The following is a 25922-nucleotide window of genomic DNA, read 5'->3' as shown; positions in this document are numbered from 1 at the left end:
CGTCCCCCATACGTCGACAACACACGCACGTCGTTCCCCCAAATCCGCAGGTTGTGGCCTCGGCGGACGATTCTGCGTCACTACCGGGGTCTTGCCGCAAGCCCCCCAGTGCGCTATAAGTTGAGAGTGGCAAGGAGAGTTCTAATTCTCCTTGCCTTTGTTTTTTGCCTTTTGCCAGCCGCGGGAACTGTCCAGGCCTTGTCTCAGCCGACCTGGATCTCCTTGTTCATGCCGAGCTGCTTGTGACCGGTGATCGGGCAGTACAAGTCGTACGTCCCCTTCTTGAGAGTCACCGTCAGTGTTGCCTCCTGGCCGCCCTGGAGGTTCTTGGTCTTGGCGTCCTCGACGCCGGGACCGTCGATCGACAGCGCGTGCGTGATCTTGCCCGCGTTGTCGGTGACGAAGGTGTAGGTGCCCGGTGTGAAGGACGACCGGGACAGCTTCAGCGCGTACTCGGTCTCGGTGACCGTCACCCGGGTCCCCGACCCGGCCTTGCTCGCGCCGGAGCTCGCCGATTCGCTCGCTTTATCGCCGCCGCCCCCGCTGGAGCAGGCGGCCAGGACGAGAGCGGCGGAGAAGGCCACCGCAGTCGTACGGAGTGCTGTGCGGGTCGTGCGGGTCGTGCGTGTCGAGATTGCCATGTGGCGCATCCCCTTCGGAGCCCACCCTCGAGCTGCCGGGCTTGTCCACGTCTGCCGGGAAAGGCCCTCTATTAGAGGATACGGACGAGCGTGCCTCGCTGTTCAGTGACCGTGTGGTCGAGGCGGAGAGAACAAAAGCGGTGGTTTCACGGATGAGAACGTAACGCGCCGTGACTATCCCGCGGCCACGGGCGCGGAGTGCAGTTCCCGTACCAACTGTGGGGTGAGCAGGTCGCCGGCGCGGTCGGCGAGGACCGCCATTTCGTAGCCGACCAGGCCGACGTCGCACCCCTCGGCGGCCAGGACGCCGAGGCAGCTTCCGTCGCGGATGCGACCGACCATGAGGAAGCCGCCGAGCATCTCGATCATGACGAGCTTCATGCCGCGGAAGCCGTGTGTCGACGCGGCGTTCTGGGCGAGGCTGGTGATGCCGGAGACGACGGCGGCGAGATGGTCGGCGCGATCCCGGCCGAGGCTGTCCGAGGCGGCCATGAGGAGGCCGTCGGAGGAGACGGCGACGGCGTCGGTGACACCGTCGGCGGTGCGGACGAACTCCGAGATGAGCCAGCCGAAACTCTGCACGGCGGTGGTCACGATGACGCTCCTTGAGTGGTGTGGGCTTCGGCACGGGCGACACCGGCTCGGAAGCCGTTGAGCAGGGAGGCGACGGCCGGCCGCGCGGGCGCGGGCGGGGGTGAGGGGGCCTTGGCGGGGGCGAGCAGGCGTCCGGGGAGGGCGAGGAGTGCGGACAGACCGCCGCCGGTGGTGTCGAACAGGTGGACCTGGGCGCCTTCGCCGAGGCGCTGGGCGAGTCGGCCGACGACGAGGTGGCCGAGGAACCGGGTGGGCGCGGCGAGGAGGGCCTCGTCCCCGGAGTCGCAGAAGCGGGCGTGGGCACGTTCCTTGTCGGTCTCGGTCATGCCGACGCCGTGGTCGACGACGGCGAAGCAGTACGTGTCGTCCTCGGCGTCGTACCAGCCGTGCACCTCGACCGGTTCGGTCGGCGGCGAGAAGGTCAGCCCGTTCTCGATGAGTTCGGCGAGGAGGTGGGCGACATCGGCGACGGCGTGACCGCGTACCCGCACCGGCTGGACGGTCGCGATCAGCACCCGCCGGTACTGCTCCACCTCGGCGACGGCGGACTGGACGACTTCCAGGCCGTCGGCCGGTGCTGTGGTGGGCCGCGGTGGGTTCTGCCCGGCAAGGACCAGCAGGTTTTCGGCGTTGCGCCGCATGCGGGTGGCGAGGTGGTCGAGCTCGAAGAGCCCGGCGAGGGCGTCCGGGTCGAGTTCCTGCCGTTCCAGACGGGTGATGAGCCCGAGCTGACGCCGTACGAGGTTCTGGTTGCGGCGGCCGAGATTGGCGAGCGATTCGGTGGTGTTGCGGCGCAGGCCGGCCTGCTGGGCCGCGAGGCGGAGGGCGGTGCGCTCCACCTGGTGCAGGGAAGCTGCGACCTCGGTGATCTCCGCCGTGCCGCCCAGCGACCGCACCTCGGAGGCCCGCGGGGCGTCCCCGGTGAGGAGGAGTTCCACCTGGTCCGGTGGGGACTGCTGGATACGGGCGACGGTTGCGGGCAGCCGGTGCCGTGCCACGTCGTGGGCGGCCTCGGCGAGCGCGCCGAGCGGGCGGGTGAGGGAACGGGAGGCGAAGGCGGCGAGGCCCGCGACGAGGGCGGCCACGAGCGTTCCCGCGACGAGATAGGCGACCAGGCCCGTCTCGGCGTCGTGGCTGAGCCGGTCGGACCGGTCCCGCACATCGTCACCGACCGACTGCTGGACGGCGTACAGATCGTCGACGAGCACGGTCATCGCGTTCCACCAGGTGCCGGCGTCCACGCGCAGTGCGGACCCGTCGGCGGCGTTCTCCGCCTGATCCTCGTAACCGGTGGCGCGTTGGGCGTCGGCGGTTTTGAAGGCGTGCGACAGGGCCGCGCGCTGGGGTGCGGTGGCGACCTGCCGAAAGCGGGCCAGGGCGGCGACGCGGGTGGCACGTACCTCGGTGAAGGCGAGGTACTCGCGGCCGTGGAAGACGCCTTCGGCGAACACGCCGTTGAGAAGGCCGCGTTCGAGCGCGACGGATTCCTTGGCCGCAGCCAGCTCCCTCAACGCGGCGAGCCCGTCGCCCAGTTGACGGTCGGCGCGCGTCGCGGTCTCCGCCACCGGGTCGACGCCGTTGAGGGCGTCGACGGCGGTGGTGTAGAAGGTGAGGGTCGCAGCCCGGTCTGCGGTGCCCCTGTCGGCAGCGGCGCGGATGCCGGTGAGGCGCCCCAGGTGGCGCCGGATGACACCGTCGACGGCGCCCTCGCTGCGCATTCCGAGCAGCGCCGTGTCAACGCGCTTGCGGGTAGCGGACAGCGCAGGCCGGAACCCCTTCTCGCCGCCCAACAGGCCGTTGGTCAGGCCGCGTTCGCGTTGCAGCTGATGCACCAGGGCCTGGACCCGCAGGCTGAGGCCGACCTCGGCGCGGGTCGTCCGGGCGTCGCCGAACGCCTCGGCGCGGCCCTGCACGGCAAGACCTGCCACCGCCAGCAACAGGCAGATCGGGACCGCGATGACCACCGCCACACGACCCCGGACGCTGCGCCAGCCAGGCATCGGCCGGCGCCCGGAAACCGTTCGGCCGCCATGGCGGCGCTCTGAACTCCCCTTGCCCGACCCGCCCTTGCTGATTGCCCCAAGCCTGCCGAGCAACGGCCGTAGTGGCTCCCACACCCTCATGCGTCACGACGCTAGTCCGACCGTCGAGCCGGGCGGTTTCCGATCCGTAAGGCCGCGTGGGAAGTTCAGTTGCGCCAGCCTCACACCACGGGTCAAGTGACTGTGACCACGGGCGGCAAGAGGGGCGGTCCGTCCGGTTCTTCACGCTCGTGCCTCGACGAGAGGCCGGAGATCAGGGTGCACAGGTGGTCGAGTGCGCTGCGGTACAGCTGGGGTCCCACGGAGACCCGGGCCAGGCCGATGGCACGAAGCTCGTCCAGCGACCGGCGTTTCAGCGCAAGACCGGCGCTCACCGGTGCGCCGACCTCGGCGACGACGGCCCGGAGGTCGTCCGGCGCGGCTCCGGGTGGAGAAGGGTTGCTCGCGGTCGCGACCACCGGGAAGCCCGCGTCGACGACGGCGCGGGCGCTGCCCACGTCCCAGGCGTTCGACAGCACCAGCGGAGCGCCCGGGACGTGCAGGGAACGAAGCAGCTCGGCCTTGTCGGCCTGATCGGACACGGCGGGTCTCAGTCGACGAGCGCGCCGGCGGACAGATTGGCGATGGTGCCGGTCATGGCCCCGACTCGGTCCGAGGCCAGGAACGCGGCCGTCTCCGCGACCTCGGAGAGCGTCGGCAGCCTCTTCAGAAGCGTCCCGTCCACCATCCCTCCGCCTTCGAGCAGTTCCTGCACCGACTGCCCGGCCGTCGCCGCGAGCGGCTTGAAGAGGTCCTTGGTGTACGAACCCGCCGCCGGCGCATCGACGACAGCGTGCGGTCGGATTCCGATCACCCGGATGTTGCTGGGTGCCAGCTCCGCGGCCAGAACCCGCGTGAAGGCCTCCTTGCCGGCCGCACTCACGCTGTGCCCCAGGATGCCGCCCACGGCCAGTTTGGAACCCGGCTCGGACAGATTCAGGATGACGCCGGGGCGCTCGCGACCCATGTGCCGTGCCACAGCCTTGCTTGTGATGAACAGCGTCCGCAGAAAGCCGTCGATCGGCCGCATGAATTCTTCCAGCGAGAGGTCCGCCAGCAAAGTCCCCTGGTCGTGCATGACACTCACGGCGTTGAGGGCGATGTCGATGCCGCCGGCCGTCGCCGCGATCTCATCGGCGTGCTTTTCGACCGCCTGTTGGTCGAACACGTCAACCTGCGCGGTCTCGACTTTCCCGCCCGTGGCGGCGATATCGCGCGCCACGACGTCGAGCTTCGACTGCGTTCGCCCGGCAATGAAGACCCTCGCGCCTTCCCGGGCGAAGACCCGCGCGATCGCGCCGCCGATGGCGCCCCCGCCTCCATAGATCACAGCGTTCTTGTCTTCAAGCAGCAATCCACTCATTGCGTCCTCCAAAGAAGAATTGGCTCTGCAGGGATCTCTCGCGGCGGTCTGGTGGTGAGCTGTTCGGTCAGTTGGTCGGTCAGTTGGTCGGTCGGTCGGTCGGTCAGTCTTTGGGTCGGTCTTTGGACCGGTCATTTTTCTGACGCTGGATCTGTTCTGCGATGCGCTTGATGCGGTTCAGCCGTGCATCCCAGGTCTTGCCGACCTCATTCAGCTGCCGGACGGCACGGCTGAGCTGCGCCTCGTCGACTTCGTAGTGCCGCTCGCGGCCCATCGGTGTCGCGTGCACGAGGCCCGCGCGATCGAGGACGCCCAGGTGCTTGGTGACCGCTTGGCGCGAGATCGGGAGACGATCGCTCAGGCTGGTCGGCGTACCGACCCCTTCGGCGAGCAGCAGGTCGAGCAGGCGGCGCCTGATCGGGTCGCCGATCGCCGACCAGAGCTCGTCGTCGACGGCGACGGTCATCGCGCCACCACGGAAGGCGCGTAGCCCTGCAGCCTGGGCAGGAACAGGTCCCAGCCGCGCTCATGGTCGTGGAAGGCCTCTTCGAGTACGGCGGCTTCCCAGCCCTTCTCCCGCCAGCCGCTCTCGGTCAGACGCAGGATCGTGCCGTCACCGGAGGGCTCGAGCTCGAAGGTGACCTGGAGGGAGTTGTCCGCATCGGGCAGCTCACCGGCAGGAGCGACCCAGCGGAACGTGAACCTGCGAGGCGGATCCACGTCGACCACTGTGATCGATTCGACCATGGTGCGGTCGCCCCACACCAGTTCGCCGACCGCGCCCGGCGCAGTCTCGAACGACGCGTCGTCGGACCACCACATCTTGATGTGCTCAGGACGACTCACCACGTCGAACACGATCTCCGGTGCCGCGTCGATGCGGATCTCGCGCTCCAGCTTTCCGAACTCCATTGCGGACCTCCAATAAGCAACCATTGGTTGCGTGTAACTCTAGAGGTCGTCCCAGCAATACGCAACCTTATGTTGCGTGACGGCCGGAGTGGCGTCGGAAATACTCCTGTGGCGTGCGGTGAGCTGACGGGTTCCGTCAGTGGATGTCGTGGTCGGGGTGGGTCCGGTCGTACGCGTGCCGTGCCTCGGCGATGACGGCGCGGTGCTCGAGGGACCAGTCGGCGAGTGCCTTGACCAGGTGGGTCAGGCCGGTCCCGGTCTCGGTCAGGCGGTAGTCGACGTGGGCGGGGACGGTCGGGTACACGGTGCGCAGCACCAGGCCGTCGCGTTCGAGCCTGCGCACGGTGAGGGTGAGCATGCGCTGCGAGATGCCGTCGATGGCGCGCTGCAGTTCGCGGAACCGGCGCGGCCCGCCCGCGAGTTCGACGATCACGAGCACCGACCACTTGTCGCCGATGCGGTCCAGGACGTCGCGGATGCCGCAGTCGGGGTGGTCCGCGCGTCCGCAGGGGTCGAGGTCGGCGGGGGTGGTGGTTACCCCGGTGTGCGTGGGTGACATCGAACTGCCTCCTTGTGGCCGCTGAGCGTGCGGTCGAGGATCAAGCGTAGTTACCGATGAGAACCACGGCGAAGGACTGCGACTGACATGATCTTGGTGACCGGAGCGAACGGGAATCTCGGCTCGGCCACTCTCGCGGCACTGCGTGCGCGCGGCGTCGCCGCGACGGGCGCCAGCCGCACGCCGGGCGAGGGGATGCGACGTCTCGACTTCGACGACCCTGCGGGCCTCGATCTCGCCGATGTGTCGACCCTGGTGCTGATCTCGGCCGGCTACGGCGAGGACGACCAGGTCGTCGGGCGGCACACGGCGGTCCTGGACGCCGCCCTCCGGGACGGTGTCCGTCACGTCGTCTACACGAGCCTGACCGGTGCCGGCGACCATCTCGGTTTCGCACTCGCGCACCGCGCGACCGAACGCCTCATCCAGGCAAGCGGATTGCCGTGGACGATCCTGCGCAACGGCCTCTACGCCGAACTCTTCGGCGGTCTCCTGATGTGGGCCGACGACGGTGTGGGGTCCGCGTCCGTGGAGTCCGCGTTCGGGGACGGCGCCCTGGCCGCGGTCGCGCGCGAGGATCTCGCCGATGCCGCGGCGATCGTCGCGGCGCATCCGGCACGGCACAGCGGACGCGTCCACGACCTCGTCGGCACGCCGATCACGGCGGGGCAGGTGGCCGATCGACTCGGGGTCCCGCACCGCGCCCTCACTCTGGGCGAGTACCGGCGCAGGCTCCTCGACGAGACATCAGGACTGCTGCCGTTCCAGCCGTCCATGCTCGCCTCGATCGCCACCGGCATCCGACACGGGTTCCTGGACGGCACCGCCCCCGACCTCGCGGACCTCCTCGGCCGCCCGGCTCGCGACCCACTGGCCACGGCCGTCGCAGTCGCGTCCGCCACGAGACCGGTCGCGAGCGTCTAGCGACGTGCGACACGGGCTCCGTACGCCTCCGCGCCGATCCGGTACAGCACGCACCGGCGGAGCGGGCCTTCGGGCACGCTCGGATCGTCGAAGTCGTCGGCCGTTTCCCGGGTCATGCCGATCCTGCGCATCACGGCCTGGGAACGCACGTTGTTGACGGTCGTCGACGCAAGGATCTCCGGCAGCCCGAGGTCCTCGAAGCCGAACGACAGGCAGGCCAGGGCGGCTTCGGAGGCGTAACCGTGACCCCACGCCGAACGCGTCAACCGCCATCCGATGTCCACCCCCGCGAACGGCATGTCCTCGTCAACCGCGTCCAGTCCGGCGCGGCCGATGAACTCACCGGTCTCCGCCGCCTCCAGCGCCCACCATCCAAAGCCCCGCTCGTCGAACTCGGCCTGCATGACAGCCGCCGCGGCATCGCTCTGCTCACGCGTCAGCAACTTCCCCAGGTGCTCTCGGACTTCGGGGTCGGCGTTCATCGCCGCCCACGGCTCAAGGTCGGACTCCCGCCACCGGCGGAGGAGCAGACGGTCGGTACGCAGTTCGGGCATGCGGTCCAGCCAACGCGATCCGGATCGGGGTGTCGAACGGTTTGTGCCGTCGGGGGTGTTGTGCGGAGTGCGGCCCGGACCTGCCGTCCCTCGGTACGGGGAACGGCCCCTGTGACGCCCGTCACCGCTCTCACGCTTCGCGCGGACTGCCCATGATCCAGGCGAAGGCCGCCGGTTCGGTGTCGTAGCCGTGGATGCCCGGCCGGAAGGCCCACGCTCCGGCGTCGTCGCGGGTGAACTCGCCGACGGTCGCGGCCGTCGCCTCCAGTACGTCGCCGAAGTCGCCCTCGGACAGAACGGTGTAGCCCTCCCTCAGGCGGACGCCTCGGTCGCGTACTTGGGCGAACGTCCTGCGGCCGCCCTGCTGGTGGATGACGACGCCGACCACCACCCGTACATACCGGGCGGCGAGCCGGTCGAGCTCCAGGGTCATGACCTCGTCCCAGCCGAAGCCCCTGCCGTCCTTGCTGTCCCGGTTGAGATAGATGGTGCCGTCCGGCGAGCGGCTGTCCCAGTGCACGACGTCGACGGGGTTTCCGTACGGGGCACTCGCCTGATAGGTCGCGGCGATGATGTCCAGATGGGTGTCCGGCTCACCGAAGGGGCTCGGGGCCCACTTCAACGAGACCTCGATCTTGCTGATGCCTCTGTCGAGTCCGCTCACCGGACTCACCTCCCCGTCGCGCCACACCCTTTGCGCCAACTCCATTTACGGCGAAGGCTGATTGTCCATCCTTCCAGGTGGGACGCGGTGCTCGCGTGCGGAGACTTTGCTGACGCATGACCGGCGCGAGGCCCCCGCGAAGGGGGTGTTCCCGCTCCGTAAGATCCGTGGCCCGTATTCCGGCGTAACGTGACAAATGCGGCCGGACCCCGCCGGTGCGTCGTAGTGGCACGTGGAAGGGGCGATCATGTCGATTCTCGAAGAGAAGCAGGCGGTACCCGACGCTGCGCGGCAGGAGCAGGCACCGCTCGATCCTGCCAAGCAGGAGGCTTTCGCGGGGGAAATGGTTGATGTGCTCAACAAGAGCGCGCTGGCCCTGCTCACCAGCCTGGGTCACCAGAGCGGCCTGTTCGACACCATGGCTGCCCTTCCGCCGTCGACCAGTGCGGATGTCGCCAAGGCGGCGGGCCTCGACGAGCGGTACGTGCGCGAGTGGCTGGGCGGCATGGTCGTCGGCGGATTCGTCGAGTACGAGCCGGAGGGCGAGACCTATGCCCTGCCGCCCGAGCACGCCGCCTCGCTGACCACCGCGGCCGGCCCGGACAACCTGGCCGGGATGATGCCGTACATCGGGCTGATGGGTGAGGTCGAACAGCAGGTCGTGCGCTGCTTCCGGGACGGCGGAGGCGTGCCCTACACCTCCTATCCGCGGTTCCAGGCGCTGCAGGCCGAGGAGACCGCCCGTGTCTACGACGCGGCGCTGGTGAGCACGATCGTGCCGCTGGTACCGGACCTCCCCGAGCGGCTCCGCGCCGGTCTCGACGTCCTCGACGTGGGCACCGGGCAGGGGCATGCCCCCCTCGTACTGGCGCAGGCCTTCCCCGCCGGCCGCTTCCACGGTCTGGACCGCTCCGAGGCCGGCGTCGAGGCCGCACGCGCCGAGGCGAGCCGCCTCGGGGTCGGCAACGTGCGCTACACCGTGGCGGATTCGACGCAGATCAGCGGCGAGTACGACCTGATCACCGCCTTCGACGTGATCCACGACCTGGCGCAGCCGGCCGAGACACTGACGGCGATCGCAGGGGCCCTGCGTGACGGCGGAACGTTCCTCATGTGCGACATCGCCGCGTCCAGCAGGCTGGAGAAGAACACCGAACACGTCTTCGGCCCCGCGCTCTACTGCTTCTCGGTCTTCTACTGCATGACGACCTCGCTCAGCACCGGCGGAGCGGGCCTCGGCACCGTGTGGGGTCAGGAGACGGCGGTCCGGATGCTGAAGGAGGCCGGCTTCGAGCATGTCGACATCAAGTCGGTGGAGGGCGACCCGCTCAACGCCTACTACATCGCGACCAAGGGCTGACGGCGCCGCTCACCCGACCAGGTCGGCCGAGTCGGCCCGCTGCGGCGGAATCGCGGTGTCCTGAACTCGCTCCGCGAGAGGCTCGACGCCCGTCGAGACACCCTCCTTCGAGACGCCCTCGTTCGAGACGCCCTCCGTCGGGACACGTTCTGCCGCAGCCCTGTCGGCCAAGTCGTTGACGGCCGCGTTGAACCGCTCCATCGAGGTGGGCCGGTCCGGCCCCAGGACGTACTGCTTGAGGATCCGGCGCTGAGACGACATCGGATCGTGGCGCGGCTCGCGCACCGACCGCAGGATCTCGGGCAGTTGGGCGCAGTCCCGGTCGAGCAGATAGGCGCCGCCGGCGGTGGTGTAGGCGGCGCGGAAGTCCTCGTCGGGCAGGTCGTGGGCGTTGGTCAGGACGTACGGCTTGAGACTGGCCACGAAGTCGGCGACCACGGAGGAGACGTCGCTGATGAGGATGTCGGCCTGGTTGAAGCACTCGTAGAGCGTGGGCAGTTGCTTGAGTATCGCGTGGTGCCTGAGCGGGCCGCGGCTCTCCCAGAAGAGCCGGTGCCACTCGGCGTGCAGCTCGTGCCACTCGGCCGTGCCGTCATGGTCGGGAATCCGCGCCTCACGGGTCTGCTGGGCGTCGTCGCCGCGCAGACGCCCCGTCAACTCGCCCAGCCGGGCCTGGATCTCCCTCAGCCGCGGTCCGGCGGCGTCGATCGCGGCCTGTGCGTCTGCGGCGTCGCGATGCTCGTTGTCAGTGCTCAGCAGCGCCCGGACGGCCCGGTCCGCGGCGGCCGCCGCGGGGGAGCGTTTGCCGGTGAGCGGATGCGGCTTGTAGAGGACGCGTACGTTCTCCGAGAGGAGCTTCTCGATCAGGGACACGCCCATCGGGATCAGTGAGGTGTGGCAGTCGTCGTCGCTCCAGCCCTCCCAGGTGGGCGCGTACAGGACGACGGGCAGCGGGCCGGGCGTGTGGTCGGCGTGCAGCCGGATGGAGGCCAGCTGCGGGCGGCCCACCTCGACGATGGCCTCGTCGTTGATGGCGTGCCGTATCCGCTGATAGCGGTCGCGGCCTGCCCGGCCGGCCACCCAGATCTCGTCGTACACCTTGCTGACCCGGTTGCTGCTGGCGAGCTTGTCGCTGTCGCCGTGGCCGATGAAGACGTGCTTGGCCTCGGCGACGCGCAGCATGTGCACGTTCTTGCCGGCGTTGCCGGGGTAGAGGACGACCCGGACGTCGGGCAGTTCCAGCTCGGCCAGGTCGTCGGCCTTGGGCACGCAGACGACCGGGAGCCGGGTGCGGCCGAGCGAGCGGAACGAGGCCCGCTCCCGAAGGATGATCAACGGCCGCAGGTCGAGCCGCTCCAGCGTCTCGATCCACATGTTGACCTGGTACATGAAGTCCCGGGACACCGCGGCGAAGCTGAAGTACAGCGCCACCTCGGGCCGGTACCCGGCCAGTTGGCGGTTCACCTCGCGGATCACGTCCTCCCGTCCCGGCGTCCGGCGGGCCCTGCGGACCTGCCTCAGCAGGGCCAGCACCGCCGCCACCGAGAGCCCGGCCGTCACCGCGTAGCCGATGTTCGCCGGGTACCGCGCTGCGGCCGCGAGCGCGGCGAGCAGCCCCGCGTGGGCCGGCAGGTCGAGGTGGAGCAGCTTGCGCAGAAAACGCCGGTAGAGGTGGGCGGGCGGGTGCTCCGGGATGCCTGCCTCGCTCATGTCGAGGTTGCGCACGACCACCGGCAGCACCCGGCGCACCCGGATGGCGCGGTGCAGCACCCCGTACAGCATCACCAGGGCGAAGTGGGCGCTGAACACCGCCAGCCCGGTGACCAGCAGTGCGTCCGGTGCGTCCAGCCGGTCGGCCAGGGCGAGCAGCATCACCGTTCGGGTGGCGAACCGCATGGTGCGGTTGAGCTGTAACGTCGCCAGCCGGCGGACGAACCCCGGGGCCCGCACATGCAGTGCCTCGTCGGCGAGATAGCTGACGGCCGACGCCGCGGCGAAGCCCCACAGCGACGGCAGCAGCGCGAAGACGGGCAGCGCCGCGAAGGTGGCGCCGAACAGGAACACAAGAACCAGGTCGGCCTTCCCGCGCACGCCCAGGAACGCATACAACCGACGGATCATGACGCGCAAGGCTTCCCCCCAGGGACCGCTGCGGCAAGGCAGACGCCGTTGTTCGCCAGTTCGACATGAGCAAGGGGTGAATGGTTGTACACCCGGTTGTCAGGAGCAGTTCACCTTCGAGATGCGTGTCCCGGCGTGCCCAGGCGGGAGCCCCCTCCATGGCCAGAAAGCGGTCGGGTTACCATATGAGCGCCGCCTAGCTCGAAAGATAAATCTGTGACTGTCAATGACGACTCGTTCACCGACTGGAAGACCCGCGAGGAGATCGCGGAGTCGATGATCCCGATCATCGGGAAGCTGCACCGCGAGCGGGACGTGACGGTCCTGCTGCACAGCCGCTCCTTGGTGAACAAGTCGGTGGTCAGCATCCTGAAGACCCACCGGTTCGCCCGGCAGATCGCCGGCGAGGAGCTCTCGGTCGTCGAGACCCTGCCGTTCCTCCAGGCGCTGACCGCACTCGACCTCGGTCCGTCCCAGATCGACATCGGCATGCTCGCCGCGACGTACAAGGCCGACGACCGCGGTCTCTCGGTCGAGGAGTTCACCGCCGGGGCCGTCGCGGGCGCCACGGGTGCCAACAAGATCGAGCGCGGCGAGGGCCGCGACGTCGTCCTCTACGGCTTCGGCCGCATCGGCCGCCTGGTGGCCCGTCTGCTGATCGAGAAGTCCGGCTCCGGCAACGGCCTGCGGCTGCGCGCCATCGTCGTACGCCAGGGCGGTGACCAGGACATCGTCAAGCGCGCCTCGCTGCTGCGCCGCGACTCCATCCACGGCCAGTTCCAGGGCACGATCACCGTCGACGAGGCGAAGAGCACGATCATCGCCAACGGCAACGAGATCAAGGTGATCTACGCGGGCGACCCGTCGGAGGTCGACTACACGGCGTACGGCATCAACGACGCCATCCTCATCGACAACACGGGCAAGTGGCGCGACCGCGAGGGCCTCTCCCAGCACCTGCGCCCCGGCATCGACAAGGTCGTCCTGACCGCGCCCGGCAAGGGCGACGTCCCGAACATCGTGCACGGCGTCAACCACGACACGATCAAGCCGGACGAGCAGATCCTGTCCTGCGCCTCCTGCACCACCAACGCGATCGTCCCGCCGCTGAAGGCGATGAACGACGAGTACGGCGTGCTGCGCGGCCACGTGGAGACCGTCCACTCGTTCACCAACGACCAGAATCTGCTGGACAACTACCACAAGGCCGACCGCCGTGGCCGTTCCGCGCCGCTGAACATGGTCATCACCGAGACCGGCGCCGCCTCCGCCGTCGCGAAGGCGCTGCCCGACCTCAAGGCGCCGATCACCGGCAGCTCGATCCGCGTCCCGGTGCCGGACGTCTCGATCGCGATCCTCAGCCTGCGGCTGGGCCGCGAGACCACCCGTGAAGAGGTCCTCGACTACCTCCGCAACGTGTCGCTGACGTCACCGCTCAAACGCCAGATCGACTTCACCACGGCGCCCGACGCGGTCTCCAGCGACTTCATGGGCTCGCGCCACGCCTCGATCGTCGATGCCGGCGCCACCAAGGTCGACGGCGACAACGCGATCCTCTACCTCTGGTACGACAACGAGTTCGGCTACTCCTGCCAGGTCATCCGTGTGGTCCAGCACGTCTCGGGCGTCGAGTACCCGACGTACCCGGCCCCGGCGGTCTGATCCAGAAGGCCCGTTCCCCGGCCTGTTCCGCTGCCCGAGCCTCGGCAGCGGGACAGGCCGTACGTTTTGTCACCGAAGCCCCAGGTGGCCTGTGATCGCACAGAACTGAAAACAATCAATGCCCGTCGTGGACGATCACGGCTAGGGTGAACCAGATGAAGGCTCTCGTGCTCTCCGGCGGCGCCGGTACGCGGTTGAGGCCGATCACGCATACCTCGGCCAAGCAGCTCGTACCCGTGGCGAACAAAGCTGTGCTGTTCTACGGACTCGAAGCGATCGCGGCGGCAGGGATCACCGAGGTCGGTGTGATCGTCGGTGACACCGCTGTGGAAATCCAGGAGGCGGTGGGCGACGGGTCGAGATTCGGCCTAAAGGTCACCTACATCCCCCAGGAGCGGCCCCTCGGGCTGGCCCACGCCGTGCAGATCGCCCGCGACTACCTCGGTGACGACGACTTCGTCATGTACCTCGGCGACAACTTCATCATCGGCGGCATCACCGGCATCGTCGACGACTTCCGCACGCACCGGCCGGACGCCCAGATCCTGCTCACCCAGGTGCCCGACCCGCGCGCTTTCGGTGTCGCCGAGCTCGACCCGGCCGGGCAGGTGGTCGGCCTGGAGGAGAAGCCCCAGCACCCCAAGAGCGACCTCGCCCTGGTCGGGGTGTACCTCTTCACGCCGGTCATCCACGACGCCGTACGCGCCATCGAACCGTCCTGGCGCGGCGAGTTGGAGATCACCCACGCCATCCAGCATCTGATCGACACCAAGGCCGACGTCCGCTCCACGCTCATCAAGGGCTACTGGAAGGACACGGGCAACGTCACCGACATGCTCGAGGTCAACCGCACGGTGCTGGAGACCCTGGAGCCCCGCATCGACGGCGACGTCGACGAGGCGTCCGAGGCGATCGGGCGGGTGGTGATCGAGGAGGGCGCCCGGATCACCGGCTCCCGGATCGTCGGTCCCGTCGTCATCGGCTCCGGCACGGTCGTCAGCAACTCCTACGTCGGGCCCTTCACCTCCATCGCGGAGAACTGCCGGATCACGGACAGCGAGCTGGAGTTCTCCATCGTGCTGCGGGAGTCGTCGATCGACGGGGTGGGCCGGATCGAGTCCTCGCTCATCGGCCGGCATGTCGAGGTGACCCCGGCGCCCGGTGTTCCCCATGCCCACCGACTCGTACTCGGAGACCACAGCGAGGTGCGCATCCATTCATGAACCTTCTCGTCACCGGCGCCGCCGGGTTCATCGGCTCCACGTACGTCCGCTCGTTGCTCGCCTCGGAAGCGCCCGACGCGCCGCGCATCACCGTGCTCGACAAGCTCACCTACGCGGGCACCCTGGAAAACCTGCCCCTCGACCACCCCCGCCTGGAGTTCGTCCGCGGCGACATCCGCGACGCCGAACTGGTCGACAAGCTGATGGCCGAGGCGGACCAGGTCGTCCACTTCGCCGCCGAGTCCCATGTGGACCGGTCCATCGAGGGCGCGAGCGACTTCGTCCAGACGAACGTCGTCGGCACGCAGACCCTGCTGGACGCGGCCCTGCGCTATCAGGTGGGCCCCTTCGTCCACATCTCCACCGACGAGGTCTACGGCTCGATCGAGTCCGGCTCCTGGCCGGAGGAGCACCCCCTCCAGCCCAACTCGCCGTACTCGGCGTCCAAGGCCTCCTCCGACCTGCTCGCCCTCGCCTACCACCGCACCCACGGCCTGGACGTGCGGGTCACCCGCTGCTCCAACAACTACGGACCGCACCAGTTCCCCGAGAAGGTCATCCCGCTCTTCATCAGCAACCTGCTCGACGGGAAGAAGGTCCCGCTCTACGGCGAGGGCCTGAACGTCCGCGACTGGCTGCACGTCGAGGACCACTGCCAGGGCGTCGAGCTGGTGCGCACCGCGGGCCGCCCGGGCGAGGTGTACAACATCGGCGGCGGCACCGAGCTGAGCAACAAGGAGCTGACCGGCCTGCTCCTGGACTCCTGCGGAGCGGACTGGGACCGCGTCCAGTACGTCGAGGACCGCAAGGGCCACGACCTGCGCTACTCCGTCGACTGGAGCAAGATCCGCGACGAGCTGGGCTACCGCCCGCGCCACGACTTCACGGCCGGCCTCGCCGACACCGTCGCCTGGTACCGCGACAACCGGGCCTGGTGGGAGCCGCTCAAGCGGCGCGTCGACCAGGCGAGCGGCGGCGCCCCGCAGCAGGGCGAGGGGCACGCATGAGGTGGCTCGTCACCGGAGCGGGCGGCATGCTCGGCCGCGACGTCGTCGAGGAACTGACCGGGCGCGGCGAGGAGGTCGTGGGCCTCGACCGCGCCGCACTCGACATCACCCGTTCGGAGGAACTCGACCGGGCGCTCGCCGAGCACCGGCCCGACATCGTCGTGAACTGCGCCGCGTACACCGCCGTGGACGACGCCGAGACGGACGAGGAGCGGGCGCTGCTGATCAACGGCGAGGGGCCGCGCCTCCTCGCCCGCGCCTGCGCCACGCGCGGCGCGCGCCTGGTCCATGTCTCCACCGACTACGTCTTCCCCGGCGACGCCCGCAGCACCCCGTACCCGGAAGACCACCCGACCGCCCCGCGCACCGCGTACGGCCGCACCAAACTCGCGGGGGAGCGGGCCGTCCTGGAGGAACTCCCGGGGGCGAGCGCCGTCGTGCGGACCGCCTGGCTCTACGGCGTCCACGGCCGCAACTTCGTCCGTACGATGATCGACCTCGAGGCCCGCCGCGACACCCTCGACGTCGTCGACGACCAGCGCGGGCAGCCGACGTGGAGCACGGACGTCGCCGTACGCATCGCCGACCTCGGCCCGCTGCTCGGCCGGGCCGAGGGTGCACACGGGGTGTTCCACGCCACCAGCTCGGGCGAGGCCACCTGGTGCGAGCTGGCCAAGGAGGTCTTCCGGGGCATCGGAGCCGACCCGGACCGGGTGCACCCCACCACCAGCGAGGCCTTCCCGCGCCCGGCGCCCCGCCCCGCCTACAGCGCCCTCGGGCACGACCGGTGGAAGGAGATCGGTCTCGAACCGCTCCGCGACTGGCGCCCCGCACTGCACGAAGCACTGTCCCGCATCCGTAAAGAGATCCACCAAGAGTCCCGCTGATCCACGAACAAGAGTCCCTCTAACCCACCAAGAGTCCCTCTAGGAGTCCCTCTCGTGAAGCGCCATGAGTTCCTGCGGGAGCTGCACAAGGTCACGGCGAACCGCAACTACCTGGAGATCGGCGTCAACGACGGCCGCAGTCTCACGCTGTCCCGTGTGCCCAGCGTCGCGATCGATCCCGCGTTCAAGGTGGTCACGGAGATCCGTTGCGACGTCCACCTGGCGAAGGCCACCAGCGACGACTTCTTCGCCCGTGACAACCCGCTGGTCCACCTCCGCGGCGGCCGCCACCCGCTGCGCCAACTGGCCCGCAACCGCAGCCCGTTGGCCTACTGGCGCCGCACCACCCTCGACCTGTCGTTCATCGACGGCATGCACCTCTTCGAGTACGCGCTGCGCGACTTCATCAACGTCGAGAAGCACTCCGACTGGGCCAGCGTGATCGTCTTCGACGACATGCTGCCGCGCAGCATCGACGAGGCGGCCCGTGACCGGCACACCAACGCCTGGACCGGTGACGTCTACAAGCTGATCGAGATCCTCGCCCGGTACCGCCCGGACCTCGTGACCGTCCTCGTCGACACCCAGCCCACCGGGCAGCTCGTGGTCTTCGGCGCCGACCCCACCAACACGGTGCTGAAGGACAAGTACGAGGAGATCCTCGCCGAGTACAACGTCGCCGACCCGCAGAAGGTCCCCGAGACGGTCCTGGAGCGGGCGTCCGCGGTCAAGCCGGAGACCTTCACCGGGGCAGGGTTCTGGGGCCCGCTCGTGCGGGCCCGCAACCGCGGCACCAAGCGGTCCCGCGGCTGGGAGCCGCTGCGCCGCAGCCTGGAGCAGCTCGGCGGCGCTCGCTGACCCCGCGGCGGGGGGCCCGGCGTCAGCCGCCGAGCCCCCCGCCGCGCAGGCCCGCGTAGTAGGCGGAGCACTCCGCGTACGACGGCAGCAGTCCGGACCGCTCCGCCTCGGCCAGCGTCGGCGCCTGCGCGTCCTTCTCCGACAGCACCGGCTTGATGCCCTCGGGCCAGGCGATCCCCAGCTCCGGGTCGAGCGGGTGCACCCCGTGCTCGCGGCCCGGCGCGTAGCCGGTCGAGCACAGGTACACCACCGTCGCGTCGTCGGTCAGCGCCATGAACGCGTGCCCGAGCCCCTCCGCGAGGAACACCGCGTGCCGGGTGTCGTCGTCCAGCCGCACCGCCTCCCAGCGCCCGAAGGCGGGCGAGCCGACGCGGATGTCCACCACCACGTCGAGGACGGCGCCGCGCACACACGTGACGTACTTGGCCTGGCCGGGCGGCACGTCCGAGAAGTGCACCCCGCGCAGGACGCCCCGGCGCGAGACCGAGCAGTTGGCCTGGGCCAGCGACAGGTCGTAACCGGTGGCCTCGCGGAACTCCTCGCCGCGGTACCACTCGTGGAAAGAGCCCCGGTCGTCCGGGAAGACCTTGGGCTCCAGCACCCAGGCGCCCTCGATGTCCAGTGATCGCACGCTGTCACGCCTTCTTTCGCAGTCGCGCCTTGAGTGTGGGGGCCATCTTCCCGAGCGCCGCGCCGACCACGCGCCGCACGGTCCGGCGGGTCCTGCGGGCCAGCAGCTGTACGACACCCGGGTGCGGCGGCAGCACCAGGTGGACGCCGTCGGCCGCGCCGCGCAGGGCGAGCGGCAGGGTGAGGAAGCGCGCCTCGTCGGCGTCCGGGGTGAGGCTCAGCGCGGGCCGCCAGGTCGCGCCCTGGAGCGTGCCGGTGGGCAGCAGGGCCTCCAGCACGGTCCCGGACCCTTGGTCGGCGGACAGGGTGCCGGTGGCCTCCACGGCCGTGCCGGTCGCGGGGGAGGTCAGCCGCAGAAGCGCCTTGGTGTCGCCGGGGACGTACAGCGGGAGCGACGCGCGGAACCGGTCGCCCTCGGCCGTGATGTCCGCGGCCCCCAGGGCGCCGAGGCCGAGGCGCTTGCCCGCCCGGTCGACGTCCAGGGCGAGCCCGCCGTGCGGCTTGGTCCAGTACGGCAGGACCACGCGCCCGGCGACGACTCCGGCGTGCCCGACGACGCTGCCCGGCCAGGGGCCCGGGCCCAGCCGGCACTCCTTGGTCCAGCCGCCGAGCTTCACGCGGATGTACGCGTCCCACAGGCCGGCCCCGAGCGGTGCGCCGCTCGACGCGGTGGCCGGGTCGACGGTGGCGGTGGCGCGCAGCACCAGCCGTACGCGCCCGCTGTCGCTGTCCCCGGTCGGGACGATCTCGCGGGTGAACTCCACCGGCTGGAAGAACTGGGCGGCGCTGGAGCGTTCGCGCAGCATCAGGTCGACGGTGGCCTTGTCGAAACGGCTGGCCGTGTCCGCGCCGAGCAGGGCGATCGCCTCGGCGACGTCCTTGGGCGGGCCGTCCAGCGCGGCGGGCGCGCCGTCGGCGGGGAACGTCATGGGCTCGCCGCCGGAGGCGAACTCGGCGCTGAAGTCGATCCGGAGCGCGCCGTCGGCCCACGCCACGGTGGACGGGGCGGCCTTGGGCGCGACGCCCGACTCCCACCGGGCGTAGGCCACGACGTCGTCGAAGCGGTCGGCGGCGATCAGTGCGGCGACGATCCGCTGTGCCGGCGCGAGCCCGGGGGCGACGCCGGGTCCGAAGCGCTCGACGACGACCGTGCGGATCTCGTCGAAGAGTTCCTTGCGGTAGTCCTCGGGCAGTTTGAGGAGGCGGCGGCCGCGCATGCGCTCGACCATCTCCTGGCGCAGCCAGCGCCGGTAGAGCCGGTCGCGGACCGGGCCCGGCTCGGTGTAGCGCTCGACGACGTCGAGGGCCTCGCGGAGGTTCTTGAAGTAGCCCACGGGCTCGAAGCGCTGGAAGCCCGCGTTCGAGCCGTCGTCCCGCTTGACGTGGTAGTAGCAGACGTAGTCGCTGAGCACGGAGACGTTGTCCGCGCGCAGATACGCCTCGGCGACGAAGACGTGGTCCTCCAGGCGCCGCCTGCCCTCGGGGAAGCGCAGGCCGATGCGGTCCAGGAACGCGCGGCGGAGCATCTTGTGCGGAGTGAGGCTGTCGATCAGCGGCGTGTTCTCGACGGTGGCGTGCGGGTGGTTGCGGCGGAACAGCTCCACCGGCACCGGACGGCCCTTGCCGGCCATCTTGCCCACGATGACATCGGCGCCGTTGGCCACGCCGTACTCGTACATTCGTTCAAGGGCTTCATCGCCGAGATAGTCGTCGTTGTCGACGAACATCACGAACTCGCCCGTACTGGCGGCGATGCCGACGTTGCGGGGCTTGCCCGACCAGCCGGAGTTCTCCTGGTGGATGACCCGGAAGTGAGGGTGCTCAGCGGCGAGCGCGTCCAGCCGGGCCGGGGTCCCGTCGGTGGAGCCGTCGTCGACGAAGACAGCCTCGAACTCATCGGGTGGCAGTGACTGCCGCAGCAGCGAGTCGACGCAGTCCTCGATGTACGGACCCGGGTTGTAGACGGGAACAATCACGCTGACCTTGACCGGCATCCGGTTCCAAGACCCCCTTGAGTCGCTTTCCGTTTCCTTCATGGCACGGCGCGTATGTCCCGATACTAACTACGCCTCGTGCGCAGGCGCTTGGTCAGCCCGCCCTGCGTACTCCGTCGAGGGCAACGGCGAGGACGCGGTCGCGCTGGCCGTCGGTGGGGAAGTTCGTCGCGGTGATGCCGGCGACCATCCGCAGCAGATCGTCGAACTCCATGTCCTCGCGCGCCTGCCCGGCCTGCTGCGCCCGCTCGAACAGCGGGCCACCCGCCTGGTACATCGAGTCCCGGCAGGCCTGGAAGATCTCCGTATCGTCGTTCAGCGCGTCGCGGACGGCCCGTTTGGTCACCATGTAGTCCGTGAAGCGGCGCAGCCATGCGGTCAGCGCCTCCCACGGCTCCAGTACGGCGACCTCCTGCGCGAACCGGCACAGCGCGTTCACCTCGTCCGCGTACACGCTTTCGAAGAGGTGGCGGCGGGTCGGAAAGTTCCGGTAAAGGGTGCCGATGCCGACTCCCGCGCGGCGGGCGATGTCCTCCAGGGACGCCTCCGATCCGTTCTCCGCGAACGCCTCGCGCGCGGCGGCCAGCAGGGCGTCGTAATTGCGGGCGGCGTCCTTCCGGTGCGGGCGCTGGGACGCGACGATCTCGCTGACGGGGAACGGCTGAGCCGTCACTGCTGCCTCCCGGGGCCGGAACGAGGTTGAAGCGGAGGTATGCCTCCGATACAGTGGAGGGGTACCTCCACTTTACCAGTCGGGGGTGCGTACCCCGTGGATGCGTGCGGCCGCGCGCATCGTCGTCGCACTCGTACCCCGCTACGACCGCACTCCGGGCCGTGCGCCCGCCGCGCCGTTCCCACCGCACCGCTCCCGCCGCCCTACGGCCGTCCGTGCCGCCCGGCGGCCCCGCCCAGCCCGTACGACCGTGGCTCGCAGACCCCGGCCGCACCCTGTTCGTATCCGGAGAGGCTTCTCGATGCCCCGCACCTCCACCCGTCTCACCTTCGCGGTCCTCGCGACCGGCGCAGGCGTGTTCTCCATGCTCCAGTCGCTGATAGCCCCGGCCCTGCCGACCGTTCAGCACGCGCTGCACACCTCGCAGTCCACCGCGACCTGGGTGATGACGGCCTACCTGCTGTCCGCCTCGGTCTTCACGCCGATCCTCGGCCGGGTCGGCGACCTGATCGGCAAGAAGCGCACCCTCGTCGCCGTCCTGGTGACCGTGACGCTCGGCTGCCTGCTCGCCGCGCTCGCCCCGACCATCGGCGTACTGATCGTCGCCCGGGTCGTCCAGGGCATCGGCGGTGCCCTGTTCCCGCTCTCCTTCGGGATCATCCGGGACGAGTTCGCCCCGTCCCGGGTGAGCCACAGCATCAGCAACCTGTCCGCCGTGATCGCCGCCGGCGGCGGTGTGGGGATCGTCGCGGCCGGCCCCATCGTGTCCGCACTGGACTACCGGTGGCTGTTCTGGCTCCCCGTCGGCATTGTCGCCGTCACCACGCTGATCGCCCTGCGCTATGTCCCCGAATCGCCCAACAGGGCCCAGGGGCACGTCAATTGGTCCGGCGCAGTGCTGCTGTCCGCATGGCTGGTCGCGCTGCTGCTGCCGCTCAGTCAAGCGAGCCGCTGGGGCTGGGGCTCCGGCCGGGTGATCGGACTGTTCGCCGCCGCCGTCGCCCTGTTCGCGCTGTGGCTGCTCTCCGAGGCCCGCTCCCGCACCCCGCTGATCGACCTGCGCATCATGCGGCTGCCCGCCGTGTGGACCACCAACACGGCCGCGCTGCTCTTCGGCGCCGGGATGTACGCGATCTGGTCCTTCCTCCCCGGCTTCGTGCAGACGCCAGGCACCGCCGGATACGGCTTCGGCGCCAGCGTCACCGCGTCCGGGCTGCTCATGCTGCCGATGCTCGTCGCGATGTTCCTCTCGGGTGTGCTCAGCGGCCGCCTGGAACCCGTCCTCGGCGCCAAGAAGCTGCTCACCGGCGGGGCCGCGCTGGGTGCGCTGGCCTGCGGCTTCCTCGCCGTATGGCACGACCAGCAGTGGCAAGTGGCCTTCTCTGCAGGCGTGTTCGGCCTCGGCATCGGACTGGCCTTCGCCTCGATGGCCAACCTGATCGTGGGCAGCGTCCCGCCTGAGCAGACCGGCGCCGCGACCGGCATGAACGCCAACATCCGCACCATCGGAGGGTCCATCGGGGCCGCGGTGACCAGCGTCCTGGTGACCGGCCACCTCCAGCCCTCCGGCCTGCCCTACGCCTCCGGCTACACCGACGGGTTCGCCCTGATGGCCGTGCTCTGCCTCGCCGCGGCGCTGGCCGCCCTCCTCGTGCCGGCGCGGCGCAGCGGTCCTGTCACCGGCGCCCCACAGGCTTTTGACGACTCGTCATCCACGGCGACAGAGGTGGCCGTCGCACCGGGCGCACGGAGCTGACGCGGAAAATATCCGGTCGCCCCGGTTGAGCCGGGTTCCCTACACTCACCATGAATCGCGCGTCGTACGGCACCGCCGGCGGCGCGCGTCGTGACGAGTGAGGGGAGCCCGGCCATGCGTTACCGCACCGCTGTCGTCGTCCCCTCGTCGCGCTACGAGGTGATCCTGGTGTCTTCGAGCGTCCGGTGCCGGCTGCGCGGCCGGCACCGGATGACCGCGACGAACACCTGACCCTGCCCCGTGCACGTCCCACCGAGGCCCGCACGGCCCCAGGAGTCCTGACCGGCCCGACACCGGGCCGTTTCGTCGACGGAATCGCGCTGCCCCGTTCCAGCAGCCCGAAAGGCCACGGCCGTGCGCGACAACCTGCGCCCTCACCTCACCGACTCTCTCACCGCCGTCCGCAACCTGGGCATCCTCGCCCACGTCGACGCCGGGAAGACCACCGTCACCGAACGGATCCTGTACGCCACCGGCACCACCCACAAACGCGGCGAGGTACACGACGGCACCACAGTCACCGACTACGACCCCCAGGAGCGCGACCGTGGCATCACCATCTTCGCCGCAGCCGTCAGCTGCGCCTGGGACGGCCACCGCGTCAACCTGATCGACACGCCCGGCCATGTCGACTTCGCCGACGAGGTCGAGCGCTCGCTGCGGGTCCTCGACGGCGCGATCGCGGTGTTCGACGCCGTCGCCGGAGTCGAGCCGCAGAGCGAGTCGGTGTGGCGCCAGGCCGACCGGCACGGCGTGCCGCGGATCGCGTTCGTCAACAAGCTGGACCGCGCCGGTGCCGACCTCGACACCGCGGTCGAGTCGATCAGGCAGCGACTCCATCCGGCCCCGCTCGTCGTCCAGTTGCCGATCGGCGCCGAGGACGCCTTCACCGGCGTGGTGGACCTCGTCCGGATGCGGGCGCTGCTCTGGACCGACGGCCACGACACGGTCGAGGAGGGGCCGGTGCCGGACGCCCTGCGCGACGAAGCGCGGCGGCGCCGACGGCAGTTGGAGGAGACGGTGGCCGAACTGCACCCCGCCGCCCTGGAGGAGTTCTGCGCCGAGGCGACGCTGACCGCGCAGACACTGGCCGGCGCCCTGCGCGACCTGACCCGCACCGGCGACGGTGTGGTCGTGCTGTGCGGCTCGGCCTACCGCAACCTGGGCATCGAGCCGCTGCTGGACGCCGTGGTGGCGTACCTGCCCTCGCCGTTGGACGTGCCGCCGGTGCGCGGCAGCGCGGACGGCACGGAACAGGAACGGGCCGCCGACCCCGAAGTGCCGTTCGCGGCCCTGGTGTTCAAGGTGAACGCAACCGCCACCGGGCGGCTCACGTACGTACGCGTCTACTCGGGAACGATTCGGAAGGGAGACACCGTGCTGGACACCGGCGCGCGCCGCACCGAGCGGGTCGGCCGCATTCTGCGGGTCCAGGCCGACCGCCACGCCGAGCTGGACCGCGCGGTCGCCGGGGACATCGTCGCCGTGGTCGGACCGAAGTCCGCCCGCGCCGGGGCGACCCTGTGCGCCCCCGCGGCTCCGCTGCTCCTCGAACCGCCGACGGTCGCCGATCCGGTCGTCTCCGTGGCGGTCGAGGCCCGCAGGAGCACCGACACAGAACGCCTGGTGGCGGCGCTGGCGCGGCTGGCCGAGGAGGACCCCTCGCTGGTCGTCCGCACCGACTCGGAAACTGGCCAGACAGTCCTTTCGGGCATGGGCGAACTGCACCTGGAGGTGGCGGTGGAGAAGATCCGGCGCGCCCAGGGACCGGACGTCAATGTCGGGCGGCCGCGGGTGGCCCACCGGGAGACAGTCGTGCGCGGGGTGTCCGGGCTGGTGTACCGGCACGTCAAACAGGACGGCGGCGCAGGGCAGTTCGCGCATGTCGTGCTCGACGTGGAGCCATTGGAGGCCGAAGCGGGCTCCGAGGGCTTCGTGTTCCGCTCGACCGTCGTCGGCGGCCGGGTGCCGCAGGAGTACGTCCGTGCCGTGGCGGCCGGCTGCCGGGACGCCCTCGTCGAGGGGCCGATCGGCGGTCATCCGGTGACCGGGCTGCGCGTCACCCTGTCCGACGGGTCGACGCACGTGAAGGACTCCTCGGAGATGGCGTTCCGCACGGCGGGCCGGCTCGGTCTGCGCCAGGCCCTGCGCGCCTGCGCGACGATCCTGCTGGAACCGGTCGTCGACGTCACGGTCACCGTGCCCGAGGACGCCGTCGGCGGCGTGCTCGGCGACCTGGCGGCGCGGCGCGGCCGGATCTCCGGTTCGGCCACCCGCTCCGGCACGGCGGTGGTCGAGGCCACCGTGCCGCTGGCCGAGCTGTTCGGCTACGCGACCCGGCTGCGCAGCCGCACCCAGGGCCGGGGCGTCTTCACCACCCGGCCCGCCGGTTACGCCCCGGCACCGGCCGCCGTCGCCGGCGCGACGGCGACCCGGTAGCGGCGACGGCGGCCCCGCCCGGAAGTCGGGCGGGGCCGCCGTACCGAAGTCGGGCAGGGGCGCCGCAGGGGCGGTTGAATCTGTTGACGCTGCGCGGTCCGCTGGCTAGCTTGCGGCGAGTTCTTGGTCAGGGGGGACACATGAACCGATCGAGCTGGACGGCGGCCGCGCTGGTCTGCGCCGGGGTACTGGTGCTGGGAGCCTGCGGTGACGACGACAGTGGCGGCGAAGCTGCCACGACGCCGGCGCCGTCCTCCACGGTGAAGGACTTCGGGTGCCTCGCCGGCAAGCAGCTCAAGGGCTCGGTGACCTTCAAGGACACCGAGGGCAACGACGTCGGCGGCTACGAGACGGGTACCGGCACCACCGGAATCGTCCTGTCGCACATGCGGGGCACCGACGTCTGCTCCTGGGTCCCGGCCGCCGACGAACTCGCCGGTGACGGCTACCGCGTGCTCGCCGTCGACAGCAGCGGATCCGAGGTGCCGGAGATCGAGGGCGCCACCGCACGGCTGCGGGCCCACGGCGCGAAGAAGATCATCCTGATGGGAGCCAGCAAGGGCGGCACCGCCTCCCTGGTCGCCGCGTCGAAGATCGCCCCGAAGGCCGCGGCGGTCGTGTCCCTCTCGGGCCCGGGGCTCTACAACAGCATGGACGCCACCGAGGCCGTGCCGAAACTGACCATGCCCGTCCTCTTCGTGGCGGCGAAGGGCGACGGCCAGTTCGCCGACGACGCCAAGGAGATGGACAGGCTGGCGAAGAAGTCCCGGGGCGAGAAGCTGCAGATGGTCTCGGGCGCCGCCCACGGCAACGGCATCCTCGACCAGCAGCCGTCCGTCTGGGCCGACGTCAAGGCCTTCCTCGCGAAGTACCGCTGATCACCGCCGACTCGATCCGGCTTGACCCATCGGGATGAACAACGCCCGGCGGCCGGACGCGGATCATCCCAAAATCGGATCGCACCGCCGACGATGATCGCCGGCGGGACATGCCGGTCTCCGCCCTCGCGCACTCACGTAC

Annotated in this window: 24 protein-coding genes; 10 read left to right on the top strand and 14 right to left on the bottom strand. The window is 70.1% G+C overall.

Annotation, left to right across the window (positions count from 1 at the left end; translation table 11 throughout):
• Positions 1–203 precede the first annotated feature (203 nt).
• From AB5J56_RS09155 to AB5J56_RS09120, 8 genes are all read right to left on the bottom strand, one after another.
• The gene (locus AB5J56_RS09155) at positions 204–641 is read right to left on the bottom strand and encodes a copper-binding protein (RefSeq protein WP_369231848.1); all 438 of its coding nucleotides are present in this window, start codon (positions 639–641) and stop codon (positions 204–206) included.
• 174 nt (positions 642–815) lie between these two features.
• Complete coding sequence (locus tag AB5J56_RS09150; protein ID WP_369231846.1) at positions 816–1235, bottom strand: roadblock/LC7 domain-containing protein; 420 nt, start codon at positions 1233–1235, stop codon at positions 816–818.
• Positions 1232–3205 (bottom strand): nitrate- and nitrite sensing domain-containing protein, encoded by a 1974-nt coding sequence (locus tag AB5J56_RS09145; protein WP_369231844.1) that lies wholly within the window; start codon positions 3203–3205, stop codon positions 1232–1234. The genes AB5J56_RS09150 and AB5J56_RS09145 overlap by 4 nt, the downstream gene beginning before the upstream one ends.
• A 245-nt stretch (positions 3206–3450) precedes the next feature.
• Complete coding sequence (locus AB5J56_RS09140; protein WP_369231842.1) at positions 3451–3858, bottom strand: isocitrate lyase/phosphoenolpyruvate mutase family protein; 408 nt, start codon at positions 3856–3858, stop codon at positions 3451–3453.
• An 8-nt stretch (positions 3859–3866) separates the two neighbouring features.
• Positions 3867–4679 (bottom strand): SDR family NAD(P)-dependent oxidoreductase, encoded by an 813-nt coding sequence (locus AB5J56_RS09135; RefSeq protein ID WP_369231840.1) that lies wholly within the window; start codon positions 4677–4679, stop codon positions 3867–3869.
• Positions 4680–4782: 103 nt separating this feature from the next.
• On the bottom strand, positions 4783–5145 hold the full coding sequence (locus AB5J56_RS09130; protein ID WP_369231838.1) for an ArsR/SmtB family transcription factor: 363 nt from the start codon (positions 5143–5145) through the stop codon (positions 4783–4785).
• Positions 5142–5591, bottom strand: a complete 450-nt coding sequence (locus tag AB5J56_RS09125; protein WP_369231836.1) for an SRPBCC domain-containing protein — start codon at positions 5589–5591, stop codon at positions 5142–5144. The genes AB5J56_RS09130 and AB5J56_RS09125 overlap by 4 nt, the downstream gene beginning before the upstream one ends.
• Before the next feature lie 136 nt (positions 5592–5727).
• Complete coding sequence (locus AB5J56_RS09120; protein WP_369231834.1) at positions 5728–6150, bottom strand: winged helix-turn-helix transcriptional regulator; 423 nt, start codon at positions 6148–6150, stop codon at positions 5728–5730.
• 87 nt (positions 6151–6237) lie between these two features.
• Here AB5J56_RS09120 and AB5J56_RS09115 point away from each other — a divergent pair, with 87 nt between their 5' ends.
• On the top strand, positions 6238–7074 hold the full coding sequence (locus tag AB5J56_RS09115) for an NAD(P)H-binding protein (RefSeq protein WP_369231833.1): 837 nt from the start codon (positions 6238–6240) through the stop codon (positions 7072–7074).
• Here the strand turns inward: AB5J56_RS09115 and AB5J56_RS09110 are convergent.
• Together AB5J56_RS09110 and AB5J56_RS09105 are read right to left on the bottom strand one after the other, a co-directional pair.
• On the bottom strand, positions 7071–7628 hold the full coding sequence (locus tag AB5J56_RS09110) for a GNAT family N-acetyltransferase (RefSeq protein WP_369231831.1): 558 nt from the start codon (positions 7626–7628) through the stop codon (positions 7071–7073). The genes AB5J56_RS09115 and AB5J56_RS09110 overlap by 4 nt on opposite strands.
• Positions 7629–7758: 130 nt before the next feature.
• Positions 7759–8292, bottom strand: coding sequence for a TerD family protein (locus AB5J56_RS09105; RefSeq protein ID WP_369231829.1), 534 nt, complete (start codon positions 8290–8292; stop codon positions 7759–7761).
• A gap of 247 nt (positions 8293–8539) precedes the next feature.
• On the opposite strand from AB5J56_RS09105, the gene AB5J56_RS09100 reads away from it, so the two are divergent.
• Positions 8540–9652 carry a class I SAM-dependent methyltransferase gene (locus AB5J56_RS09100; protein WP_369231827.1) on the top strand — a complete coding sequence of 371 codons (1113 nt, stop codon included), beginning with the start codon at positions 8540–8542 and terminating at the stop codon, positions 9650–9652.
• A gap of 9 nt (positions 9653–9661) precedes the next feature.
• Here AB5J56_RS09100 and AB5J56_RS09095 read toward each other — a convergent pair whose 3' ends face one another.
• Complete coding sequence (locus AB5J56_RS09095; RefSeq protein WP_369231825.1) at positions 9662–11773, bottom strand: hypothetical protein; 2112 nt, start codon at positions 11771–11773, stop codon at positions 9662–9664.
• 216 nt (positions 11774–11989) lie between these two features.
• Here AB5J56_RS09095 and AB5J56_RS09090 point away from each other — a divergent pair, with 216 nt between their 5' ends.
• The 5 genes from AB5J56_RS09090 (at position 11990) to AB5J56_RS09070 (ending at position 17410) form a co-directional block, all read left to right on the top strand.
• Complete coding sequence (locus tag AB5J56_RS09090) at positions 11990–13435, top strand: glyceraldehyde-3-phosphate dehydrogenase (RefSeq protein ID WP_369231823.1); 1446 nt, start codon at positions 11990–11992, stop codon at positions 13433–13435.
• A 155-nt stretch (positions 13436–13590) separates the two neighbouring features.
• Complete coding sequence (locus AB5J56_RS09085; protein WP_369231821.1) at positions 13591–14658, top strand: glucose-1-phosphate thymidylyltransferase; 1068 nt, start codon at positions 13591–13593, stop codon at positions 14656–14658.
• Positions 14655–15665 (top strand): dTDP-glucose 4,6-dehydratase, encoded by a 1011-nt coding sequence (rfbB, locus tag AB5J56_RS09080; protein ID WP_369231819.1) that lies wholly within the window; start codon positions 14655–14657, stop codon positions 15663–15665. Before AB5J56_RS09085 ends, rfbB begins: the two co-directional genes overlap by 4 nt.
• Positions 15662–16552 (top strand): dTDP-4-dehydrorhamnose reductase, encoded by an 891-nt coding sequence (gene rfbD, locus AB5J56_RS09075; RefSeq protein WP_369231817.1) that lies wholly within the window; start codon positions 15662–15664, stop codon positions 16550–16552. Before rfbB ends, rfbD begins: the two co-directional genes overlap by 4 nt.
• A 54-nt stretch (positions 16553–16606) precedes the next feature.
• The gene (locus tag AB5J56_RS09070) at positions 16607–17410 is read left to right on the top strand and encodes a class I SAM-dependent methyltransferase (RefSeq protein ID WP_369231815.1); all 804 of its coding nucleotides are present in this window, start codon (positions 16607–16609) and stop codon (positions 17408–17410) included.
• A gap of 22 nt (positions 17411–17432) precedes the next feature.
• Here the strand turns inward: AB5J56_RS09070 and rfbC are convergent, their stop codons facing one another.
• From rfbC to AB5J56_RS09055, 3 genes are all read right to left on the bottom strand, one after another.
• A complete protein-coding gene (gene rfbC, locus AB5J56_RS09065; protein WP_369231813.1) occupies positions 17433–18041 on the bottom strand; it encodes a dTDP-4-dehydrorhamnose 3,5-epimerase in 609 nt (202 codons plus the stop codon).
• A 4-nt stretch (positions 18042–18045) separates the two neighbouring features.
• Positions 18046–20034 carry a glycosyltransferase family 2 protein gene (locus AB5J56_RS09060; RefSeq protein ID WP_369231811.1) on the bottom strand — a complete coding sequence of 663 codons (1989 nt, stop codon included), beginning with the start codon at positions 20032–20034 and terminating at the stop codon, positions 18046–18048.
• Positions 20035–20128: 94 nt separating this feature from the next.
• Complete coding sequence (locus tag AB5J56_RS09055; RefSeq protein WP_369231809.1) at positions 20129–20707, bottom strand: TetR/AcrR family transcriptional regulator; 579 nt, start codon at positions 20705–20707, stop codon at positions 20129–20131.
• 301 nt (positions 20708–21008) lie between these two features.
• Here AB5J56_RS09055 and AB5J56_RS09050 point away from each other — a divergent pair, with 301 nt between their 5' ends.
• The 3 genes from AB5J56_RS09050 to AB5J56_RS09040 all read left to right on the top strand — a co-directional run bounded on the left by AB5J56_RS09050 (position 21009) and on the right by AB5J56_RS09040 (position 25780).
• A complete protein-coding gene (locus AB5J56_RS09050) occupies positions 21009–22463 on the top strand; it encodes an MFS transporter (RefSeq protein ID WP_369231807.1) in 1455 nt (484 codons plus the stop codon).
• A 354-nt stretch (positions 22464–22817) separates the two neighbouring features.
• Complete coding sequence (fusA, locus tag AB5J56_RS09045; protein WP_369231805.1) at positions 22818–24902, top strand: elongation factor G; 2085 nt, start codon at positions 22818–22820, stop codon at positions 24900–24902.
• Positions 24903–25042: 140 nt separating this feature from the next.
• Complete coding sequence (locus tag AB5J56_RS09040) at positions 25043–25780, top strand: alpha/beta hydrolase (RefSeq protein ID WP_369231803.1); 738 nt, start codon at positions 25043–25045, stop codon at positions 25778–25780.
• The last annotated feature ends 142 nt before the right edge of the window (positions 25781–25922 follow it).

Source organism: Streptomyces sp. R21 (assembly GCF_041051975.1).
Classification (GTDB): Bacteria; Actinomycetota; Actinomycetes; order Streptomycetales; family Streptomycetaceae; genus Streptomyces.
This window is presented reverse-complemented; position numbering and strand designations above follow the sequence as displayed.

Bases quoted from the DNA above. Each gene is read 5' to 3' on its own strand.
- AB5J56_RS09155 (WP_369231848.1), bottom strand. From the start codon at position 641: ATGGCAATCTCGACACGCACGACCCGCACGACCCGCACAGCACTCCGT.
- AB5J56_RS09135 (WP_369231840.1), bottom strand. From the start codon at position 4,679: ATGAGTGGATTGCTGCTTGAAGACAAGAACGCTGTGATCTATGGAGGC.
- AB5J56_RS09130 (WP_369231838.1), bottom strand. From the start codon at position 5,145: ATGACCGTCGCCGTCGACGACGAGCTCTGGTCGGCGATCGGCGACCCG.
- AB5J56_RS09125 (WP_369231836.1), bottom strand. From the start codon at position 5,591: ATGGAGTTCGGAAAGCTGGAGCGCGAGATCCGCATCGACGCGGCACCG.
- AB5J56_RS09120 (WP_369231834.1), bottom strand. From the start codon at position 6,150: ATGTCACCCACGCACACCGGGGTAACCACCACCCCCGCCGACCTCGAC.
- AB5J56_RS09115 (WP_369231833.1), top strand. From the start codon at position 6,238: ATGATCTTGGTGACCGGAGCGAACGGGAATCTCGGCTCGGCCACTCTC.
- AB5J56_RS09110 (WP_369231831.1), bottom strand. From the start codon at position 7,628: ATGCCCGAACTGCGTACCGACCGTCTGCTCCTCCGCCGGTGGCGGGAG.
- AB5J56_RS09100 (WP_369231827.1), top strand. From the start codon at position 8,540: ATGTCGATTCTCGAAGAGAAGCAGGCGGTACCCGACGCTGCGCGGCAG.
- AB5J56_RS09095 (WP_369231825.1), bottom strand. From the start codon at position 11,773: ATGATCCGTCGGTTGTATGCGTTCCTGGGCGTGCGCGGGAAGGCCGAC.
- AB5J56_RS09085 (WP_369231821.1), top strand. From the start codon at position 13,591: ATGAAGGCTCTCGTGCTCTCCGGCGGCGCCGGTACGCGGTTGAGGCCG.
- rfbB (WP_369231819.1), top strand. From the start codon at position 14,655: ATGAACCTTCTCGTCACCGGCGCCGCCGGGTTCATCGGCTCCACGTAC.
- rfbD (WP_369231817.1), top strand. From the start codon at position 15,662: ATGAGGTGGCTCGTCACCGGAGCGGGCGGCATGCTCGGCCGCGACGTC.
- AB5J56_RS09060 (WP_369231811.1), bottom strand. From the start codon at position 20,034: ATGCCGGTCAAGGTCAGCGTGATTGTTCCCGTCTACAACCCGGGTCCG.
- AB5J56_RS09050 (WP_369231807.1), top strand. From the start codon at position 21,009: ATGCCCCGCACCTCCACCCGTCTCACCTTCGCGGTCCTCGCGACCGGC.
- AB5J56_RS09040 (WP_369231803.1), top strand. From the start codon at position 25,043: ATGAACCGATCGAGCTGGACGGCGGCCGCGCTGGTCTGCGCCGGGGTA.